The organism is Amycolatopsis heterodermiae, assembly GCF_034929455.1.
In the GTDB taxonomy this organism is placed as follows: domain Bacteria; phylum Actinomycetota; class Actinomycetes; order Mycobacteriales; family Pseudonocardiaceae; genus Amycolatopsis; species Amycolatopsis heterodermiae.
In genome coordinates this window covers 199,093-214,845 of sequence record NZ_JAYFSI010000008.1, presented here as the reverse complement: position 1 = coordinate 214,845, position 15,753 = coordinate 199,093, and the positions used below count along the sequence as shown (strand labels likewise).

The window sequence follows — 15,753 nt, the reverse complement described above, 5'->3', positions numbered from 1 at the left end:
ACGCCGTCGGCCCGGGCCGGGACGGGGTGGTTGTCCACAGGCTCGCCGAGTTGTGGACAACTCTTGGGACTGGGAGTGGCCGGGGCGCGGGTTTTGTCGGGGTCTGCCGATAGCGTCGAGACGGGGTGGCCCCCAGGGAGGGTGGGCTCTCTCTGGGGGCGGGCGGCGCGCGGAATGGGGCCTGGGGCTGGGGATTTGCCGAGCGTTCGGCTTCGGGGGAGTGCGGGTTGTCGTGAGTGTTCAGGACGGTTCTAACCCTTCTGAACACTCACGACCCGGGTCGCTCCACCTGGCCTGAGCCACCCTCCCTGGACCGCTCCGACCCCGGCGCGGCAGGATCAAGGGCGGACGTGAGCTCGTGGAGGAGGAAGACTGTGGCCCGGCGTGAAAAGGGCGGCTTCTGGGTGGGACTCGCCGCCGTACTGTTCTACCCGCTGACCGCGATCGGGCGGCGGGTGTACGCCGGGAACGAGAAGATTCCCCGGCAGGGGCCCGCGCTGCTGGTGATGAACCACATCTCGCACCTCGACCCCGTCGTCGACGCCGTGTTCGTGCACCGGCAGAAACGCGTGCCGCGCTTCCTCGGCAAGGAGTCGCTGACCCGGACGCCGATCTTCGGGAAGATCTTCGTCGGCGCGGGGCAGATCCCCGTCTCGCGCGGCTCGGCCGCCGCCGGCGACAGTCTCAAGGCGGCGCACGACGCCCTGCAGCAGGGGAAGCTCGTCGTCATCTACCCCGAGGGCACCATCACCAAGGACCCGGCCGGCTGGCCGAAGGAGTCCTTCACCGGCGCCGCCCGGCTCGCGCTGCAGAACGACGTCCCCGTCATCCCGATCGCGCGCTGGGGCACCAGCCAGATCTTCAACGGCTACACGAAGAAGTTCACGCCGTTCCCGCGCAAGACCATCACGCACTCCGTCGGCGACCCGCTCGACCTGTCCGCCTACCGCGACGGCAACACGCGCAGCGCGTCGAAGCTGCGTGAGGTCACGAAGGTGATGATGGACGACGTGACCCGGCTGCTCGGTGAGATCCGGCACGAGGAACCGCCGTCGGCGAAGCCGGGGGACCCCGCCTGATGCGCGCCGACGTCCAGCGGGTCACCGTGCTCGGGGCCGGTTCGTGGGGCACCGCCTTCGCGAAGGTCCTCGGCGACGCCGGGCGCGACGTCACGATGTGGGCGCGCCGGGAGCAGGTCGCCGCGGACATCCGCGAGCGGCACGCCAACTCCGCGTACCTGCCCGGTGTCGGCCTGCCGGAGCGCATCACCGCGACCGCCGACCCGGCCGAGGCCCTAGACGGCGCCGAGGCCGTGGTGCTGGCCGTGCCCAGCCAGAGCCTGCGCGCGAACCTCTCGGAGTGGCGCCCCCTGCTGCCGGCCGACACGATCCTCGTCAGCCTCGCGAAGGGCGTCGAACTCGGCACGCTCAAGCGGATGAGCGAGGTGATCGCCGAGATCGCCGGAATCCCGGCCGGCGAGGTCGTCGTCGTCACCGGGCCGAACCTGGCCAAGGAGATCGCCGCCGGCCAGCCGTCGGCGTCCGTGCTCGCCTGCGCCGACCACGAGCGCGCGGTCGCGATCCAGCGCGCCAGCGCCAACTCCTACTTCCGGCCGTACACCAACACCGACGTCGTCGGCTGCGAGCTGGGCGGGGCGTGCAAGAACGTCATCGCGCTCAGCACCGGGATGGCCGCGGGCCTCGGCCTCGGCACCAACACGATGGCGACGCTGATCACCCGCGGCCTGGCCGAGATGGCCCGGCTCGGCGCGAAGCTGGGCGCCGACCCGCTGACGTTCGCCGGGCTCGCCGGGGTCGGCGACCTGGTCGCGACGTGCTCGTCGCCGCTGTCGCGCAACCGGACGTTCGGCGAGCACCTCGGCCGCGGCGACACGCTGGAGCAGGCCCAGGCCGCTGCGGGTGGGCAGGTCGCCGAGGGTGTTATGTCGTGCTCGTCGATCCGGGCGCTCGCGCAGAGCCTCGGTGTCGACATGCCGATCACGGACGCGATGCACCGCGTCTGCCACGAGGGTGTCGACCCGCGCCAGGCCGGCGCGGAACTGCTGGGGCGCTCGCAAAAACACGAGTGGTCCTGATCCGAGCGCGTACCGCCCGGATGCTGGGAGCGTCTTGACCGGCTTCCGGGCGGCTGGGAGATTGTGCGTCATGTTCGCGCACACCATGACCGGATCGCGGGGTCGTCACGACCTCCGCGCCGTCGTGTGCGCGTGTCGCTGTTGTCGGTGAACCCCGCCCCGGCCCAGCTCGACACCCCTTTTCTCCCGTGAGGACCCTCATGTTCGCCGTCCCGGACAACACCCTGCTGCGTCCCGAGAACCCCGCGCTGCGCCACCCCGTGCGCGTCGCGCTGGAGGTCGCCGCCGACCGTGACCAGTGGCGCCACCTGCTGCGCTACGACCCCGAAGAGCGCTTCGCGACGCTCGTCTCCCGCGGCGAGCAGCAGGAGGTCTGGCTGATGAGCTGGCTGCCGGGCCAGCGCACCGACCTGCACGACCACGCGTTCGCCAGCGGGGCGTTCACCGTGGTCAGCGGCCACCTGACCGAGGCGGTGGCGCGCCGCGCCCCGGACGGCCGCGCGATCACCGAGCTGCACTCGCTGGTGGCCGGGCAGTCGAGGGTGTTCGGCCCGGGGTACGTCCACGAGGTCCGCAACGAGGGCCCGGACCCGGCCGTCTCGATCCACGTCTACCGCGACGCGGCCCGCGCCATGCGCCCGTTCCACCTGGACCCGCTGAACGGCCCGATCCGCGACTGACCTGCCGCGGCCGGTTCAGTCGAGGTCGCCGCGCAGGCGGAACTCGCGTTCGATGGCGGCGCGGTCGGCGTGGGTGGCCAGCAGGGTGTGCAGCAGGATACGGGCCTTGCGGGCGTCCAGCCAGCCCGCCATCGTCGCGCCCAGCGCGATCAGGCTGGACTCCGAACCGCGGAAACCGTACGTCGAGCGCAGGGTCGGGCCCGCGCCCGTGCGGGACGCGACCACCACCGGCAGCCGCGCGACCAGCCGTTCGACGACGTCGGCCGCGCCGCCGGAGACGTGCCCGACGCCCGTCGCGGCCAGCACCACCCCGCGCACGCGCGGATCCGCGGCGACCAGCTCCAGCACCGCGCCCGAATCGTCCAGACCGGACTCGACCACCGGCACCAGCCCGCCGAAGTCGTCGCCGGACAGAACCGGCGGCCGCGGCGGTGACGGGTGGAACCAGTGCACCGCCTGCTCGACGACCATGCCGAGCGGCCCGGCCGGCGCCGACGAAAACGCTTCCAAGTGGCTCGAATGCGCCTTCCGCACCCAGCGCGCCGCGTGGACGTCGTCGTTCAAGGTCACCATCGCGCCACGCCCGCGGGCGCGCGGGTCGGCCGCGATCGTCAGGGCGTTGCGCAGGTTCGCCGGCCCGTCGGGACTGAGCAGGCCCGCGTTCCGCATGGCGCCGGTGACGACCACCGGGATCTCCGACGGCCAGCACAGGTCCAGGAAGTACGCCGTCTCCTCGAGGGTGTCGGTGCCCTGGACGACCACGAAACCGTCGGCCTCCTGGGCCAGACCCCAGTCGCGGCACCGGAGCAGCGTCGCGAAGTCCATCGACGCGCTGCCGATGGCGGCCAGCGTCTCGGCCCGCACCTCGAACGGCAGGTCGCCGACGCCGTCGAGCAGCTCCGCCGCACCGAACCGCGGCACCGCGCCGCCGGAGCCGCTCGAAGGGGCCATCGAGATGGTGCCGCCGAGGGTGGCGACCGCGATCAGGGTCACTTGACCGCCTGAAGGGTGTAGCTCGCCGCGATCCGCTCGGGCGTGTCCTTCATCCGCCACTCGTCGGCGGCTTCGTCGTGCACCATCTGGCCCGGGATCGCGTTCCACGGCACGCTGTCGTGCTCGGTGAGCCCGGTCAGCGTCAGCCCGTTGGCCAGCAGCGCGGTAACGATCTCGCCCAGCGAATGGGCCCACTCGTGCGTCACCGTGGACTTCAGTTCGCCGTCGACCTGGACGTAGGTGCCCGGATCGTCGAACACCAGCGGCTCGGCGTGCTCGAAGTACGGGTAGCGCGGCACCGCCGGGTTCTGGGTCTCGTCCATGGCGGCCAGCATCGGGTGCATCTCCCGGATGAACAGCCGCCCACCCGGCCGCAGCAGACCGGCCACGACCTCGGCCCAGCGCGCCACCGAAGGCAGCCAGCACAGCGCGCCGATCCCGGTGTAGACCAGGTCGAAGCGCTCCGCGCCGAGCACGGAGACGGCGTCGTAGACGTTGGCTTCGTGGTAGTCGACGTCCGCACCCGCCGCCTCGGCCAGCCGCCGGGCCTCGGCCAGCGCCGGGCCGGAGAAGTCGAGCCCGGACGTCCGCGCGCCGAGCCGGGACAGCGACACCGTGTCCGTGCCGAGGTGGCACTGCAGGTGCACCGCGCGCAGCCCGGCGATGTCGCCCAGGCGCGGCCGGTCGAACCGCACCACGTGGCTGAGGTACGCCGGATCCGCGGCGAAGTCGGCGAAGTTGTAGTCCGGCGACGCCGCGTGCAGCGGCGCGCGCTCGTCCCAGTTGGCCTTGTTCACCCCGAAAGAGACGGCGAAGGAGTCGGTCACGGCGTCGCCTGGCGTTCGGCCTTGCTGCGCAGCACGCAGAACTCGTTGCCCTCGGGGTCGGCGAGCACGGCCCAGCCGGTGCCGTCGTCGTTGCGCCGGTCGTGGACGAGCGTGGCACCCAGCCCGATCAGGCGCGCGACCTCTTCGTCACGCGGCACGTCCGGTTGCAGGCACAGGTGCAGGCGGTTCTTGACCGTCTTCGGTTCCGGCACCTTCAGGAACAGCAAGGCGGTGCCGTCGGACAGCTCGATGCCGACCTCGTCGTCACCCGGGTGGTCGCCGTCGGGGATGGGTTTCCCGGTGACCTGGCTCCAGAACTGGCAGAGGGTGTACGGGTCGGCGCAGTCGACGGACACGTTCAGCACGGCGGAAGGCATGTGTCCGAGTCTGGCGGAGCGTCCGTGCCGGAGCGACTCGTTTTACGAAGCCAGCAGGAGCCCCGCGGTCCGGTGCATGCGGCGGCTGTCGTCGACGATGAGGATCTCGCAGCCCGGCCGGTCCGCCGCCCACGTGATGCCTTCGGCGCCCATCGCGAACGCCGCGGTGGCCAGCGCGTCCGCGGTGACCAGGTCGCCGGCCACGATGGTGACGCTCATCAGGCCGGTCGCCGGGGTGCCGTCGCGGCCGTCGAGGATGTGCGAGCCGCGTTCGTAGGCCGCCGACGTCGCGATGGCGCCGTTGCGCGACTCCAGCACCGCGCACACCGCGAGGGGCTGCTCGGGGTGGCGGACGCCGACCCGCCACGCCCGGCCGGGCTCCGGCTCGCCGGCGGTGACGACGTCGCCGCCCGCGTTGAGGCAGAACGTCGTCGCGCCCTCGGCCTTGAGCATGTCCGCGGCGCGCTGCACCGCCCAGCCCTTCACCACCGCGCACGGGTCGAGGCCGCGGCCGGGCAGCCGCGCGCGGAACGCGCCGCCGGAGAGCTGCTCGTAGTACGCGCAGAGCTCCAGCACCTCGATGAGGTCGTCGCTCAGCTCTTCGGGTGGCAGCTCGCCGCGGTCGTACCGGCTGACCTCGCTGTCCTCCTTGAACGGGCTGAACCGGGCGTCGACGTCGCGGAACCAGGCGAAGACGTCCTCGACGACCTCGGCGAAGTCCCCCTCGTCCCGCAGGTCGAGGGAGATCGGCAGGCCCATCACCTGCTCCACGCGGTTCGTCATCGCTTGCCCCGGGCGTCGATGGCGGCCTGCAGCGACGTCTTGTACGACTCGCTCGTCTCGGTCGCGCCGGTCACCGTGTCGATCTTCGCGCTCTGCGCCTTGATCGCCTCTTCCTGCAGCTTCGGCAGGGCGGTGAGGGCGCGGCCGCCGTCCGGCGCCTGCAGCAGGGTGATCGCGGCCATCCGGGAGCCGGTGAAGGTCACCTGGACCTGGACGGTCCCGTAGGTGCTCCACTCCGGCGTGCCCTGGGTGGTCACCGTCGCATCGGCACTGTCCGGAGTGGACGGCGGCGGTGCCGACGTCGTGGGGGAGTTCGAGGTGCCCCCGGTCGGCCCACCGGCCGAAGTGGACGGTGCGGTCTTCGGAGCAGGGACCGATGTGGACGGTGCGACGACGGCGGGCGGCGCCTGGGCGGCGGCGTTCTGCACCGGCGGCCCGGGTTCGAACCGCCAGACCGCGATGAACCCGGCGATCGACAGCGCGACGACGAAGATGGTTCTCTTCATGGAAAACGTCCCCCTAGGCCGCGAGGCTGAAGCGTTCGGCGTGGACCTGGGCCTTGGGTACGCGCAGCTCCCGCAGGCTGCGCAGCACGGCCGACGTCATCCCGGGCGGGCCGCAGACGAACACGTCGCGCTCGTGCACGTCCGGCACCATCATGTGCAGGTTCGCCGGGCCGAGCATCGTGCCGCGCGGGCCGACCGCCTGGTCGGGTCCGGTGAGGACACTCACCATCGCGCCGCGGGCCTTGGCCAGCTCGTTCAGCTCGGGCAGCAGCACCGCGTCGGCCTGGGTGCGCACCCGGTACAGCACGACGACGTGGCCTTCGATGTCCTCCAGCAGCGCGCGGATCGGCGTGATCCCGACCCCGCCCGCCACGAGCAGGGCGTCGGGGCGCTGCTGGTGGATCGTGGTGAACGCGCCGTACGGGCCTTCGGCGAACACGCGCGTCCCGATGCGGAGGTTGCGCAGCGACGCGCTGGAGTCGCCCAGCGCCTTCGCGGTCAGGCGCAGCGTGCGGCCGTCGGGCGCGGCGGACAGCGAGAAGGGGTTGGCCTGGTACCAGCGGTCCTTGGTGAGGAACCGCCACAGGAAGAACTGCCCGGCACGGGCCGGCATCCGGTCGAGGTGCTTTCCGCTCATGTAGACCGAAACCACGTCCGGGGACTCGGAAACCACGGCGGTGACGCGCAGCCGGTGGCGCAGGTTCCGCCACAGCGGCAGCAGTACGCGCCCGGCGAGCACCGCGGTGCCGGCCCCGAGCCAGAGCGTCCACCAGTAGCCCTTGGCCATCGGCGAGCCGGCGAACGACGTGCCGAGCGCGATCTGGTGGGTGAAGGCGAGGAAGACCGCCGCGTAGGTGTAGAGGTGGATGAAGTGCCACGTCTCGTAGGCCAGCCGCCGCCGCGCGAACTTCGCGGACGCCGCCCCGACGATGAGGATCACCGCGAACGCGACCAGCGCGCGCAGGATGCCCTCCAGCTGGTTCGCCATGTCCACCAGCTCGTCGACGACGCCGTGGCTCTCGACCTCGGCGTACCCGAAGACGATGAAGACCAGGTGCGCGAGCAGCGTCCACAGGATCGTGAAGCCGGTCCAGCGGTGCCACGTCGTGAGCCGGTCCATGCCGATCCGCCGGTCCAGCCAGGGCAGCCGGGCCACCAGCAGCAGCTGGAACGCCATCGTGAGCGCGCCGTACAGCCCGGCGAGCCTGCCGATGCTGATCAGCACGTTGGGCGAGAGCCCGGCCTGCGCGAACAGGACGGTCGCGGCGGCCACGTTGGCGCCCAGGATGAGGAAAAGGCCGGATTTCGCGGCGATCCGGGGGCGGATCGCCGGGCGCGTGGCCTCGGCGGTCTGCGTCATGCTGGTCACACGGATCCCCCTCGGGTTCGGTTCACGAAGGCCAGCCTCGCCACCGAGCCTGTGGCGAGTCTGGGTGCCGGCTGTCGGGTTGCTGTCGGCCCGGCGGCACGGTTCGCCCGCGGCGAGTGCGTCGCGGAAGATGGAGTGGTGCAGACCCCCGACCCGGTGCGCCTGCTCGTCGTCGACGACGAGCCGCACATCGCCGACCTCGTCGCCACCGTCGCCCGGTACGAGGGCTGGCAGGCGGTCACGGCCGGTTCCGGCCGGGCCGCGCTGAGCGAGGCGGCGGCGTTCGCGCCGGACATCGTGGTGCTGGACCTGATGCTGCCCGACCTCGACGGCTTCACCGTGCTCGACCGGCTGCGCGAGAACGGCAGCGCGGTGCCCGTGGTGTTCCTCACGGCCAAGGACGCGACGTCGGACCGGATCGCCGGGCTCACCCGCGGGGGTGACGACTACCTGGTGAAACCGTTTTCCGTCGAGGAGCTGATGGCGCGGCTGCGGGCGGTGCTGCGCCGCACGACCGGCGCCGCGCTCCCGGCCGCGGCGCGCGGGGCCGTGCTGCGCGTCGGGGACCTGACGCTGGACGAGGACACCCGCGAGGTCCGCCGCGGCGACCAGCCGCCCGCCGAGCTGACGCCGACCGAGTACGAGCTGCTGCGCTACCTGATGCGCCGCTCGCCGTCGGTGCTGACGAAGGCGCAGATCCTCGACCACGTCTGGGAGTACGACTTCGGCGGCCGGTCCAATGTGGTCGAACTGGTCATTTCGCACCTGCGGCGCAAGATCGACGCGGGCTCGGGCGAGCCGCTGATCCACACCGTGCGCGGTGTTGGGTACGTCGTGCGGCAGGTCACCCGGTGAAGCGCACGGCCCGCCGGTGGTACGAGGCCTGGCAGCGCACCCGGCTCGGCACCCGCATCACGCTCGGCCTCGGCGCGCTCGCCCTGGTCGTGTTCGCCGCGGTCGGCGTCACGACGGTCGGGATCATGCACGGCTACCTCGACCGGCGGCTCGACGAGCAGCTGTCCAAGAGCCAGAACACCCAGCTGCCGACGCTGCGCGAGACGCACGGCTCGCCGCAGTCGGTGTACTCCTGGTACTCGGCGCTGTATTCGGTGCGTGACGGCGTCGCGACGCCCGAGCCCGGCGGGATGCTGCCCGGTGACGCCCAGCAGCTCGCGAAGATCGCCGCCGATGCGGCCTCGGGTGACGTCACCCGCAACATCTACCTGCACGACGACGGGCCGTACCGGGTCCGTGCCTGCCCGGTCGACACCGACTCGGTGCTGCTGAGCGCCGCGCCGCAGGGGGATCTCAACGGGACGGTCCGGCAGCTGGTCTGGGTCGAGGTGGGCGCGTTCGCGTTCGCGCTGGCGGTGCTGGTGATCGTCGGACGGCTGGTGCTGCGCCGCGGCCTGCGCCCGCTGGCCGACATGGCCGGCACCGCGCACGACATCGCCTCGCACGACCTCACCGCGAACCCCGCCCTGCCGGTGCGCGCGTCGGGCAGCGGTGGCGGCGTCGAGGTGGAGGAGCTGCGGACGGCGTTCAACGTGATGCTGGCGCACATCGACACGTCGCTGGCGGCCAAGACCGAGGCGAACGACCGGTTGCGCCGGTTCGTCGCCGACGCGTCCCACGAGCTGCGCACGCCGCTGACGTCGATCCGCGGTTACGCCGACCTCTTCCGCTACGCGGCCGCGAACGAGCCCGCGGAACGCGAGGCGCACCTGACGAAGATCCGCGAGGAGACGGCGCGGATGACCGTGCTCGTCGACGACCTCCTGCTGCTGGCCCGCCTCGACGCGCGGGCGGCCGAGACGCCGTTGCGTCCCGAACGGACGGACCTGGCCGAGCTGGCCGGCGACGCGGCGGACGCGTTCACCGCCGGCCGGCCCGACCACCCGCTCACGACGTCCTTGGACACCGCCCTGGTGGACGCCGATCCGCTGCGGCTGCGGCAGGTGCTCGACAACCTGCTGGCCAACGCGGCCGTGCACACCCCGCCGGGGACCGCGGTGCACGTCGCGGTGGCGGTCGAAGGCGCCGACGCCGTCGCGCGGGTCACCGACGCCGGGCCCGGCATCGCCCCGGCCGACCGGGAGCGGATCTTCGACCGGTTCTTCCGCGTCGACGACTCCCGCACCCGCTCGGGCGGCGGCACCGGCCTCGGCCTGTCGGTGGTGCAGTCCCTGGTTACGGCGCACGGCGGCACGGTCTCGGCAGAGTCCGTGCCGGGCCGCACGACGTTCACGGTCAGGCTGCCGCTCGCTCGTAGTACGCGATGAGCACGCCCTTGGTGGTCGCGACGCTGCGGGTGAGCGTGAACTCGGTGAAGGGCGCGTCGGCGTCGAACAGCCGGGCGCCGCGGCCGAGCGTCAGCGGATGGATCAGCAGCGTGTAGTGGTCGACGAGCCCGGCCGCGTGCAGGGCGCGCACGAGCGCGGCGCTGCCGATGACCGACAGGTCGTTGCCGGGCGTGGCCTTCAGCTCGGCCACCGTCTTGGCCGCTTCCCCGGGCAGCAGCACGGAGTTCTGCCACGCGCCGGCGTCGTCCAAAGTGGTCGAGGCGACGTACTTGGTGGCGGCGTTCATGTGCGTGGTGAACGGGTTGCCGTCGGTCTGCCCGGCCCAGGCGCCGATGAAGTCCTCCCAGGTGCGGCGGCCGAACAGCATGTCGCCGGGCTTGCTCATGCCGCGGCTCATCTCCTGCGCCAGGACGTCGTCCTGGTAGCGGCCGCCCCAGCCGCCGTGGGTGAAGCCGCCGCGGGTGTCCTCGTCGGGCCGGCCGAGGCCCTGGACGACGCCGTCGAGGGTGACGTTCATGGTCACGCTGATCGCGCGCATGGGGTTTCCTTCCGCTTGAGTGGTCCGTCGCCGCCTATACGAACGGCCACCCCGCGGATCGACACCGTGCTACTCCCGATCGGTGACGTGTGGCGGAATCACCCAGCCGGGGGAGAGATCGGCCGACGGCTCGGGCGCGCCGAAGACCGTCCGCACCGGCAGCACCCCGGCCCACGCGGTGTCCGCGCCGACGTCGTCCGCCTCGTCGTCCGGGCCTTCGGCGCGCATCTTCACCGACGCCTCGGCCAGGTCGAGGGAGAGCACTGACACCGCGGCGAACTCCTTCGCGTTCACTTCGCGGGCGTGCTCCCACGAACCCGGCGCGAGGTGGTCGGTGAGCACCTTGAGGCCGTGCATCTTCGCGTCGGCATCAGTGACGAGCTTCGCCTTCCCGAGGATCACGGCGCTGCGGTAGTTCATCGAGTGGTTGTTCACCGAACGCGCGTAGACGATGCCGTCGAGCAGGGTGACCGTGACGCAGACGTCGAGGTCCTCGCTGGCCTTCCGCAGGCTCGCCGCGCCGGTGGATCCGTGCAGGTAGAGCGTGTCGCCGTCGCGGCCGTAGCCGGTGGGCAGGACCAGCGGGACGCCGTCGCGGACGACGCCGAGGTGGCAGATCAGGCCGTCGTCCAGGACGGCGTGCAGCACGGCGCGGTCGGTGACGGCCCGGTGCTTCTTGCGGCCGAGCGTGGTGCGAGGCGTGGTGGAAAGCATGCGACCAGCGTCTCGCCGGCAGTGGCATCCGAAAACGGCCACTTCTCGTACACTTGGGAAGTCCACTTGAGGAGGTCCCGTGACCCACGCCGACACCGCGCTGCCGGTCAGCCTCGACCGCGCGTCCGTCACGCCGCTCGCCGTCCAGCTCGCGGACGCGCTGCGCGAGGCGGCGGCGTCCGGGCACCTGCGCGGCGGCGACCGGCTGCCGTCGACTCGCGCGCTGGCCGGCCGGCTCGGCGTCAGCCGCACGGTGACGTCGGCGGCGTACGAGCAGCTCCACGCCGAGGGCTGGATCGCCGGGCGGCACGGTTCGGGCACCTACGTGACGACGCCGCCGTCGTTTTCGGCCGCGGAGGTCCCGGCGCCCGCTGTCCCGGCTCCCGACGCCGAGCCGCCGTCGCTGCTGGACCTCGGCCCGGGCACGCCGTGGGCAGCCGGGCTGGACCGCGCGGCCTGGCGGCGGGCCTGGCGCGCCGCGGCCGATCCGGACCCGCTGATCCGCGCGCACCGGGCGGGGCTGCCGGAGTACCGCGCGGCCGTGTCGGAGCACCTGCTGCGCCACCGCGGCCTGGCGGCGGGGTCGGTGCTGGCCACCGGCGGGACGACCGCGGCGGTCGTCGAGCTGGCCTCGGCGGTGCTGGAGCGGGGCGACGTCGTCGCCGTCGAAGAGCCCGGTTACCAGCGTGCGGTGCAGGCGTTCCTGAGGGCGGGGATGCGGGTGGTCGGCGTCCCGGTGGATCTCGAAGGGCTGCGGCCGGACGCGATCCCGGCGGGCGCGCGGGCGGTGTACTGCTCGCCGGCGCACCAGTACCCGATGGGCAGCCGGCTGAGCGCGGCGCGGCGGGTTTCGCTGGTGGAGCTGGCGCGTTCTGACGGGATGCTGGTGATCGAGGACGACTACGACGGCGAGCTGCGCTTCGACGTGGCGCCGCTGCCGATGCTGGCTTCCCTGGCCCCCGACGTCGTGGCGCACCTGGGGACGACGTCGAAGATCCTGACGCCGACGCTCGGCGCGGGATGGATGGTGGCCCCGGAGGCCATCACGTCGGCGGTGCTGGCGTACCGGGACCTGACGGGCACGCGGCCGTCGCCGGCGGGGCAGCGGGTGCTGTACGAGTTCGCGCGCAACGGCGATCTGGGCCGTCACCTGCGCAAGATCCGCCGCGAGATGGCGGAGCGGCGGACGCTGTTGGCGGGGGCTTTGGCAACGGCAGGCATCCCGGTCCGCGGCGACGACGCGGGGGCGCACCTGGTGGTGCCGTTCCCGTCGGCCTCGGTGGAGGCATCGGTGATCGCGGCGGCGGAGCGGCGCGGAATCCGGCTGGACGGCCTGGCGCGGCACTTCGCGGGGGTACCGACGGCACACGGGGTGGCGATCGGGTACGCGGGCTGTACACGGGAGGCGTTGGTGGCGGCGCTGCCGACGCTGGTCTCGGTGCTGCGCTGACAAAGCCCCTCGTAGCTAACGACGTGCCGGGTCCGTGCGGGTTGCGTTGGGCGCGGGGAACGTCTCGCTCGGCGCACGGGGCTGGGCTGTTCGCCGAGGTCACCGGGTACGGTGGCTCACCATGAGCGAGAAGATCCGGGTGGCGGTCGTGTTCGGCGGGCGCAGCAGCGAGCACACCATCTCCTGCCTGTCCGCGGGCAGTGTCCTGGGGAACCTCGACCCGGAGCGGTTCGAAGCCGTGCCGGTCGGCATCACGCGTGAGGGCCGCTGGGTGCTCGGGACCGGTGACTCCGCGCAGCTCGCCATCCGCGGGCGTGAACTGCCGTCCGTGGACGACGGCCAGGGACTCGTGCTCGCCGGTGATCCCTCCAGTCAGGGGCTCGTCGCCGTCGAACCCGGCCGGGAGAGCGAGCTGCTGTCCCAGGTGGACGTCGTCTTCCCGGTGCTGCACGGCGCCTTCGGCGAGGACGGCACCATCCAGGGCCTGCTCGAGCTCGCCGGCATCCCGTACGTCGGCCCGGGCGTGCTCGCCAGCGCGGCCGCCATGGACAAGGAGACCGCGAAGAAGCTCCTGGCCGCCGAAGGACTTCCGGTCGGCACCTTCGCCGCGCTCCGCCGTGGACAGTCCACTTTGGACGAAAGCGACCGGACCCGCCTCGGCCTGCCGGTGTTCGTGAAGCCGTCGCGTGCCGGGTCGTCCGTCGGCATCAGCCGTGTGACGTCCTGGGACGACCTCGGTGACGCCATCGAGCTGGCCCGCGCCACCGACCCGAAGGTCCTCGTCGAGGCGGCCGTCGTCGGCCGCGAGGTCGAGTGCGGGGTCCTCGAATTCCCCGACGGCCGCGTCGAAGCGTCGCTCCCGGCCGAGATCCGCGTCCTGTCCGAGGACGAAAACGCCTGGTACGACTTCGAAACCAAGTACCTGGGCGACGACGCCGAGCTGGACATCCCGGCCAAGCTCGACGACGCCGTCACCGAGAAGCTCCGCGCCATGGCGGTGCAGGCCTTCCAGGCGCTCGACTGCCAGGGCCTCGCCCGCGTCGACTTCTTCGTGGGCCCCGACGGCGAGCCGAGCATCAACGAGGTCAACACGATGCCCGGCTTCACGACCAAGTCGGCCTACCCGAAGATGTGGGAGGTCACCGGCGTCGACTACGCGACCCTGCTGACCACGCTCATCGAGACGGCGATCGCGCGCGGCACCGGCCTGCGCTGACCAAAGCCAACCAAAACGCAGCTAACCGAAGCGCAGCGGCCGCGGCGGCAGCTTCGCGGCCACCGTGTCCGAGATCTGCTGCAACGGGCCCGTGCCGGCGCTGTCCGGCACGGTGAGCGCCGAGTAGACCTCGCGGTCCACCACGTACCACGTCGACGCGCCCTCGCCGCCGACCTGCAGCCACTGGACGCCGTTCACCAGCCGCAGCTGCGCCGTCGGGGTCAGCTCCGGCGGCCGGTCCAGCCCGCACCGCAGCACCAGCGGGTCCTGGTCGCCCCACGCGATCGTCGACGGCGGCGCCGGGTCGGCCAGCGAACGCACCTTCAGCTGGGTGCCGTTCGACGTCAGCTCCGTCGGCGCCGCACCCAGCAGCGTCGTGCACGCCGGGGACGTGGCCTGCGGAGCGGGCACGGGGACCAGCGGCAGCGGGCCGGCCGCAGAGTCCGAGGAGTGCTGGGTCAGCGCGAAGACGGCGACGGCGACCGCCAAGGCCACGGCGAGCACGGCGGCTGTGACGAGCACCACCCTGGGCGGTGCTCCAGTGTCGGAATCTGGCACCCGACCACTACACCACTGCTCAGAGATGCACGACCGGGCAGGTCAGCGTCCGCGTGATGCCCTCCACGTTCTGCACCTTCGCGACCACGAGCTGGCCCAGCTGGTCGACGCTGTCGGCGGCCGCGCGGACGATCACGTCGTACGGTCCGGTGACATCCTCCGAACTGGTGACGCCGGAGATGCTGGAGATCTCGGCCGCCACCGCGGCCGCCTTGCCGACCTCGGTCTGGATGAGGATGTATGCGTGGACCACGGCGCGCCCTTTCGTCGGGATCGGTCAGCTCAGGTAGGAACGTATAGCCAGCTCACCGAAAAACATAGGGCATCCGACTATCGGTGATCGATCTTTATCCCGGTGCAGAAAGCAGAGGTGACGGGTGTCACCGAACGACGTTACGGTCGCCGAGACCGGGGAGTTCGAGCTCATCAGAGCCGTCACGGAAGGACGGCGCCAGCCACCGGGCACGCTGCTCGGTCCCGGCGACGACGCCGCCGTGGTCGCCGCCCCCGACGGCCGCGTGGTCGCCAGCACCGACGTCCTGGTGCAGGGGGTGCACTTCCGGCTCGACTGGTCCGCCCCGGAGCACGTCGGGCGCAAGGCCGTCGCGGTCAACCTGGCCGACATCGCCGCCATGGGCGCCACCCCGACGTCGGTGCTCGTCGGCATCGCCTGCCCGCCGGACACCCCGCGCGAGGTGATCACCGCCCTGGTCGACGGCATGTGGGCCGAGGCCGAGCGCGCCGGCGTCGGCGTCTCCGGCGGCGACATGGTCCGCGCCGACCAGCTCGTGATCAGCGTCACCGCGCTCGGTGACCTCGGCGACCGCGAACCGGTGACGCGCTCGGGCGCCCGGCCCGGCGACGTCGTCGCGGTCTGCGGGAAGCTCGGCTGGGCCGCCGCCGGCCTCGCGGTGCTCGGGCGCGGCTTCCGCTCGCCGGTCGGCGTCGTCAACGCCCAGCGCGCCCCGGAGCCGCCCTACGAGGCCGGTCCGCGGGCCGCGCTCGCCGGGGCCACGGCGATGATCGACGTCTCCGACGGGCTCCTGGCCGACCTCGGGCACATCGCCGAGGCGTCCGGCGTCGGCATCGACGTCCGCACCGCCGACCTCGACGTCCCGGCCCGGCTCACCGAAGTCGGCGCGGCGCTGGGCGCGGACCCGCTCGACTGGGTCCTCACCGGCGGCGAGGACCACGCGCTCGTGGCGACCTTCCCGTCGTTCGCCGAACTGCCGGAGGGCTGGCGCACCATCGGCGTCGCGACCATGCCGGACTCGGGGATCACCGTGGACGGCAAGCCTTCTGCACGCGAAGGCGGCTGGACGCATTGGCGCTGAACTAAACTCG

Annotated in this window: 18 protein-coding genes; 8 read left to right on the top strand and 10 right to left on the bottom strand. The window is 72.4% G+C overall.

All coding sequences use genetic code 11. From position 1 onward, the window contains the following. Positions 1–374 precede the first annotated feature (374 nt). The 3 genes from VA596_RS31485 to VA596_RS31475 all read left to right on the top strand — a co-directional run bounded on the left by VA596_RS31485 (position 375) and on the right by VA596_RS31475 (position 2,775). Positions 375–1,079 carry a lysophospholipid acyltransferase family protein gene (locus VA596_RS31485; protein WP_323331835.1) on the top strand — a complete coding sequence of 235 codons (705 nt, stop codon included), beginning with the start codon at positions 375–377 and terminating at the stop codon, positions 1,077–1,079. After that, on the top strand, positions 1,079–2,095 hold the full coding sequence (locus VA596_RS31480; protein ID WP_323331834.1) for an NAD(P)H-dependent glycerol-3-phosphate dehydrogenase: 1,017 nt from the start codon (positions 1,079–1,081) through the stop codon (positions 2,093–2,095). The genes VA596_RS31485 and VA596_RS31480 overlap by 1 nt, the downstream gene beginning before the upstream one ends. Before the next feature lie 200 nt (positions 2,096–2,295). Continuing rightward, complete coding sequence (locus VA596_RS31475) at positions 2,296–2,775, top strand: cysteine dioxygenase (RefSeq protein WP_323331978.1); 480 nt, start codon at positions 2,296–2,298, stop codon at positions 2,773–2,775. A gap of 15 nt (positions 2,776–2,790) precedes the next feature. Here the strand turns inward: VA596_RS31475 and VA596_RS31470 are convergent, their stop codons facing one another. From VA596_RS31470 to VA596_RS31445, 6 genes are read right to left on the bottom strand one after another with little or no spacing between them, the layout of a single operon-like run. After that, positions 2,791–3,768, bottom strand: a complete 978-nt coding sequence (locus VA596_RS31470) for an asparaginase (protein ID WP_323331833.1) — start codon at positions 3,766–3,768, stop codon at positions 2,791–2,793. Further along, positions 3,765–4,595, bottom strand: coding sequence for a class I SAM-dependent methyltransferase (locus VA596_RS31465; RefSeq protein WP_323331832.1), 831 nt, complete (start codon positions 4,593–4,595; stop codon positions 3,765–3,767). Before VA596_RS31465 ends, VA596_RS31470 begins: the two co-directional genes overlap by 4 nt. Then, positions 4,592–4,972, bottom strand: a complete 381-nt coding sequence (locus tag VA596_RS31460; protein WP_323331831.1) for a VOC family protein — start codon at positions 4,970–4,972, stop codon at positions 4,592–4,594. The genes VA596_RS31465 and VA596_RS31460 overlap by 4 nt, the downstream gene beginning before the upstream one ends. 42 nt (positions 4,973–5,014) lie before the next feature. Next, positions 5,015–5,755, bottom strand: coding sequence for an FAD:protein FMN transferase (locus VA596_RS31455; RefSeq protein ID WP_323331830.1), 741 nt, complete (start codon positions 5,753–5,755; stop codon positions 5,015–5,017). Continuing rightward, positions 5,752–6,261, bottom strand: coding sequence for an FMN-binding protein (locus VA596_RS31450; RefSeq protein WP_323331829.1), 510 nt, complete (start codon positions 6,259–6,261; stop codon positions 5,752–5,754). Before VA596_RS31450 ends, VA596_RS31455 begins: the two co-directional genes overlap by 4 nt. Positions 6,262–6,274: 13 nt before the next feature. Next, the gene (locus VA596_RS31445) at positions 6,275–7,621 is read right to left on the bottom strand and encodes a ferredoxin reductase family protein (protein ID WP_323331977.1); all 1,347 of its coding nucleotides are present in this window, start codon (positions 7,619–7,621) and stop codon (positions 6,275–6,277) included. A gap of 147 nt (positions 7,622–7,768) precedes the next feature. On the opposite strand from VA596_RS31445, the gene VA596_RS31440 reads away from it, so the two are divergent. After that, on the top strand, positions 7,769–8,485 hold the full coding sequence (locus tag VA596_RS31440) for a response regulator transcription factor (protein ID WP_323331828.1): 717 nt from the start codon (positions 7,769–7,771) through the stop codon (positions 8,483–8,485). Then, positions 8,482–9,912: a sensor histidine kinase gene (locus tag VA596_RS31435; RefSeq protein ID WP_323331827.1), complete on the top strand. Its 1,431-nt coding sequence runs from the start codon at positions 8,482–8,484 to the stop codon at positions 9,910–9,912. Before VA596_RS31440 ends, VA596_RS31435 begins: the two co-directional genes overlap by 4 nt. Here the strand turns inward: VA596_RS31435 and VA596_RS31430 are convergent. Both VA596_RS31430 and VA596_RS31425 read right to left on the bottom strand, forming a co-directional pair. Then, positions 9,881–10,471, bottom strand: a complete 591-nt coding sequence (locus VA596_RS31430) for a dihydrofolate reductase family protein (protein ID WP_323331826.1) — start codon at positions 10,469–10,471, stop codon at positions 9,881–9,883. The genes VA596_RS31435 and VA596_RS31430 overlap by 32 nt on opposite strands. A 69-nt stretch (positions 10,472–10,540) precedes the next feature. Beyond that, entirely contained in the window at positions 10,541–11,185 is a 645-nt protein-coding gene (locus tag VA596_RS31425; RefSeq protein WP_323331825.1) for a pyridoxamine 5'-phosphate oxidase family protein, read from the bottom strand. Between the two features lie 79 nt (positions 11,186–11,264). On the opposite strand from VA596_RS31425, the gene pdxR reads away from it, so the two are divergent. Both pdxR and VA596_RS31415 read left to right on the top strand, forming a co-directional pair. Continuing rightward, a complete protein-coding gene (gene pdxR, locus VA596_RS31420; protein ID WP_323331824.1) occupies positions 11,265–12,635 on the top strand; it encodes a MocR-like pyridoxine biosynthesis transcription factor PdxR in 1,371 nt (456 codons plus the stop codon). A 121-nt stretch (positions 12,636–12,756) separates the two neighbouring features. Next, a complete protein-coding gene (locus VA596_RS31415) occupies positions 12,757–13,851 on the top strand; it encodes a D-alanine--D-alanine ligase family protein (protein WP_323331823.1) in 1,095 nt (364 codons plus the stop codon). A 21-nt stretch (positions 13,852–13,872) separates the two neighbouring features. On the opposite strand, the gene VA596_RS31410 is transcribed toward VA596_RS31415, so the two are convergent. Together VA596_RS31410 and VA596_RS31405 are read right to left on the bottom strand one after the other, a co-directional pair. Further along, entirely contained in the window at positions 13,873–14,376 is a 504-nt protein-coding gene (locus VA596_RS31410) for a DUF3515 domain-containing protein (RefSeq protein ID WP_410171941.1), read from the bottom strand. A gap of 52 nt (positions 14,377–14,428) precedes the next feature. Next, positions 14,429–14,662 (bottom strand): Lrp/AsnC ligand binding domain-containing protein, encoded by a 234-nt coding sequence (locus VA596_RS31405; protein WP_323331821.1) that lies wholly within the window; start codon positions 14,660–14,662, stop codon positions 14,429–14,431. Positions 14,663–14,786: 124 nt separating this feature from the next. Here VA596_RS31405 and VA596_RS31400 point away from each other — a divergent pair, with 124 nt between their 5' ends. Further along, positions 14,787–15,743, top strand: a complete 957-nt coding sequence (locus VA596_RS31400; protein ID WP_323331820.1) for a thiamine-phosphate kinase — start codon at positions 14,787–14,789, stop codon at positions 15,741–15,743. Positions 15,744–15,753 lie beyond the last annotated feature (10 nt).

What these genes read in the sequence shown, in the direction of transcription:
- VA596_RS31450 (WP_323331829.1), bottom strand. Translation starts at nt 6,261, where the DNA reads ATGAAGAGAACCATCTTCGTCGTCGCGCTGTCGATCGCCGGGTTCATC.
- VA596_RS31430 (WP_323331826.1), bottom strand. Translation starts at nt 10,471, where the DNA reads ATGCGCGCGATCAGCGTGACCATGAACGTCACCCTCGACGGCGTCGTC.
- VA596_RS31425 (WP_323331825.1), bottom strand. Translation starts at nt 11,185, where the DNA reads ATGCTTTCCACCACGCCTCGCACCACGCTCGGCCGCAAGAAGCACCGG.
- VA596_RS31480 (WP_323331834.1), top strand. Translation starts at nt 1,079, where the DNA reads ATGCGCGCCGACGTCCAGCGGGTCACCGTGCTCGGGGCCGGTTCGTGG.
- VA596_RS31475 (WP_323331978.1), top strand. Translation starts at nt 2,296, where the DNA reads ATGTTCGCCGTCCCGGACAACACCCTGCTGCGTCCCGAGAACCCCGCG.
- VA596_RS31445 (WP_323331977.1), bottom strand. Translation starts at nt 7,621, where the DNA reads ATGACGCAGACCGCCGAGGCCACGCGCCCGGCGATCCGCCCCCGGATC.
- VA596_RS31415 (WP_323331823.1), top strand. Translation starts at nt 12,757, where the DNA reads ATGAGCGAGAAGATCCGGGTGGCGGTCGTGTTCGGCGGGCGCAGCAGC.
- VA596_RS31455 (WP_323331830.1), bottom strand. Translation starts at nt 5,755, where the DNA reads ATGACGAACCGCGTGGAGCAGGTGATGGGCCTGCCGATCTCCCTCGAC.
- VA596_RS31460 (WP_323331831.1), bottom strand. Translation starts at nt 4,972, where the DNA reads ATGCCTTCCGCCGTGCTGAACGTGTCCGTCGACTGCGCCGACCCGTAC.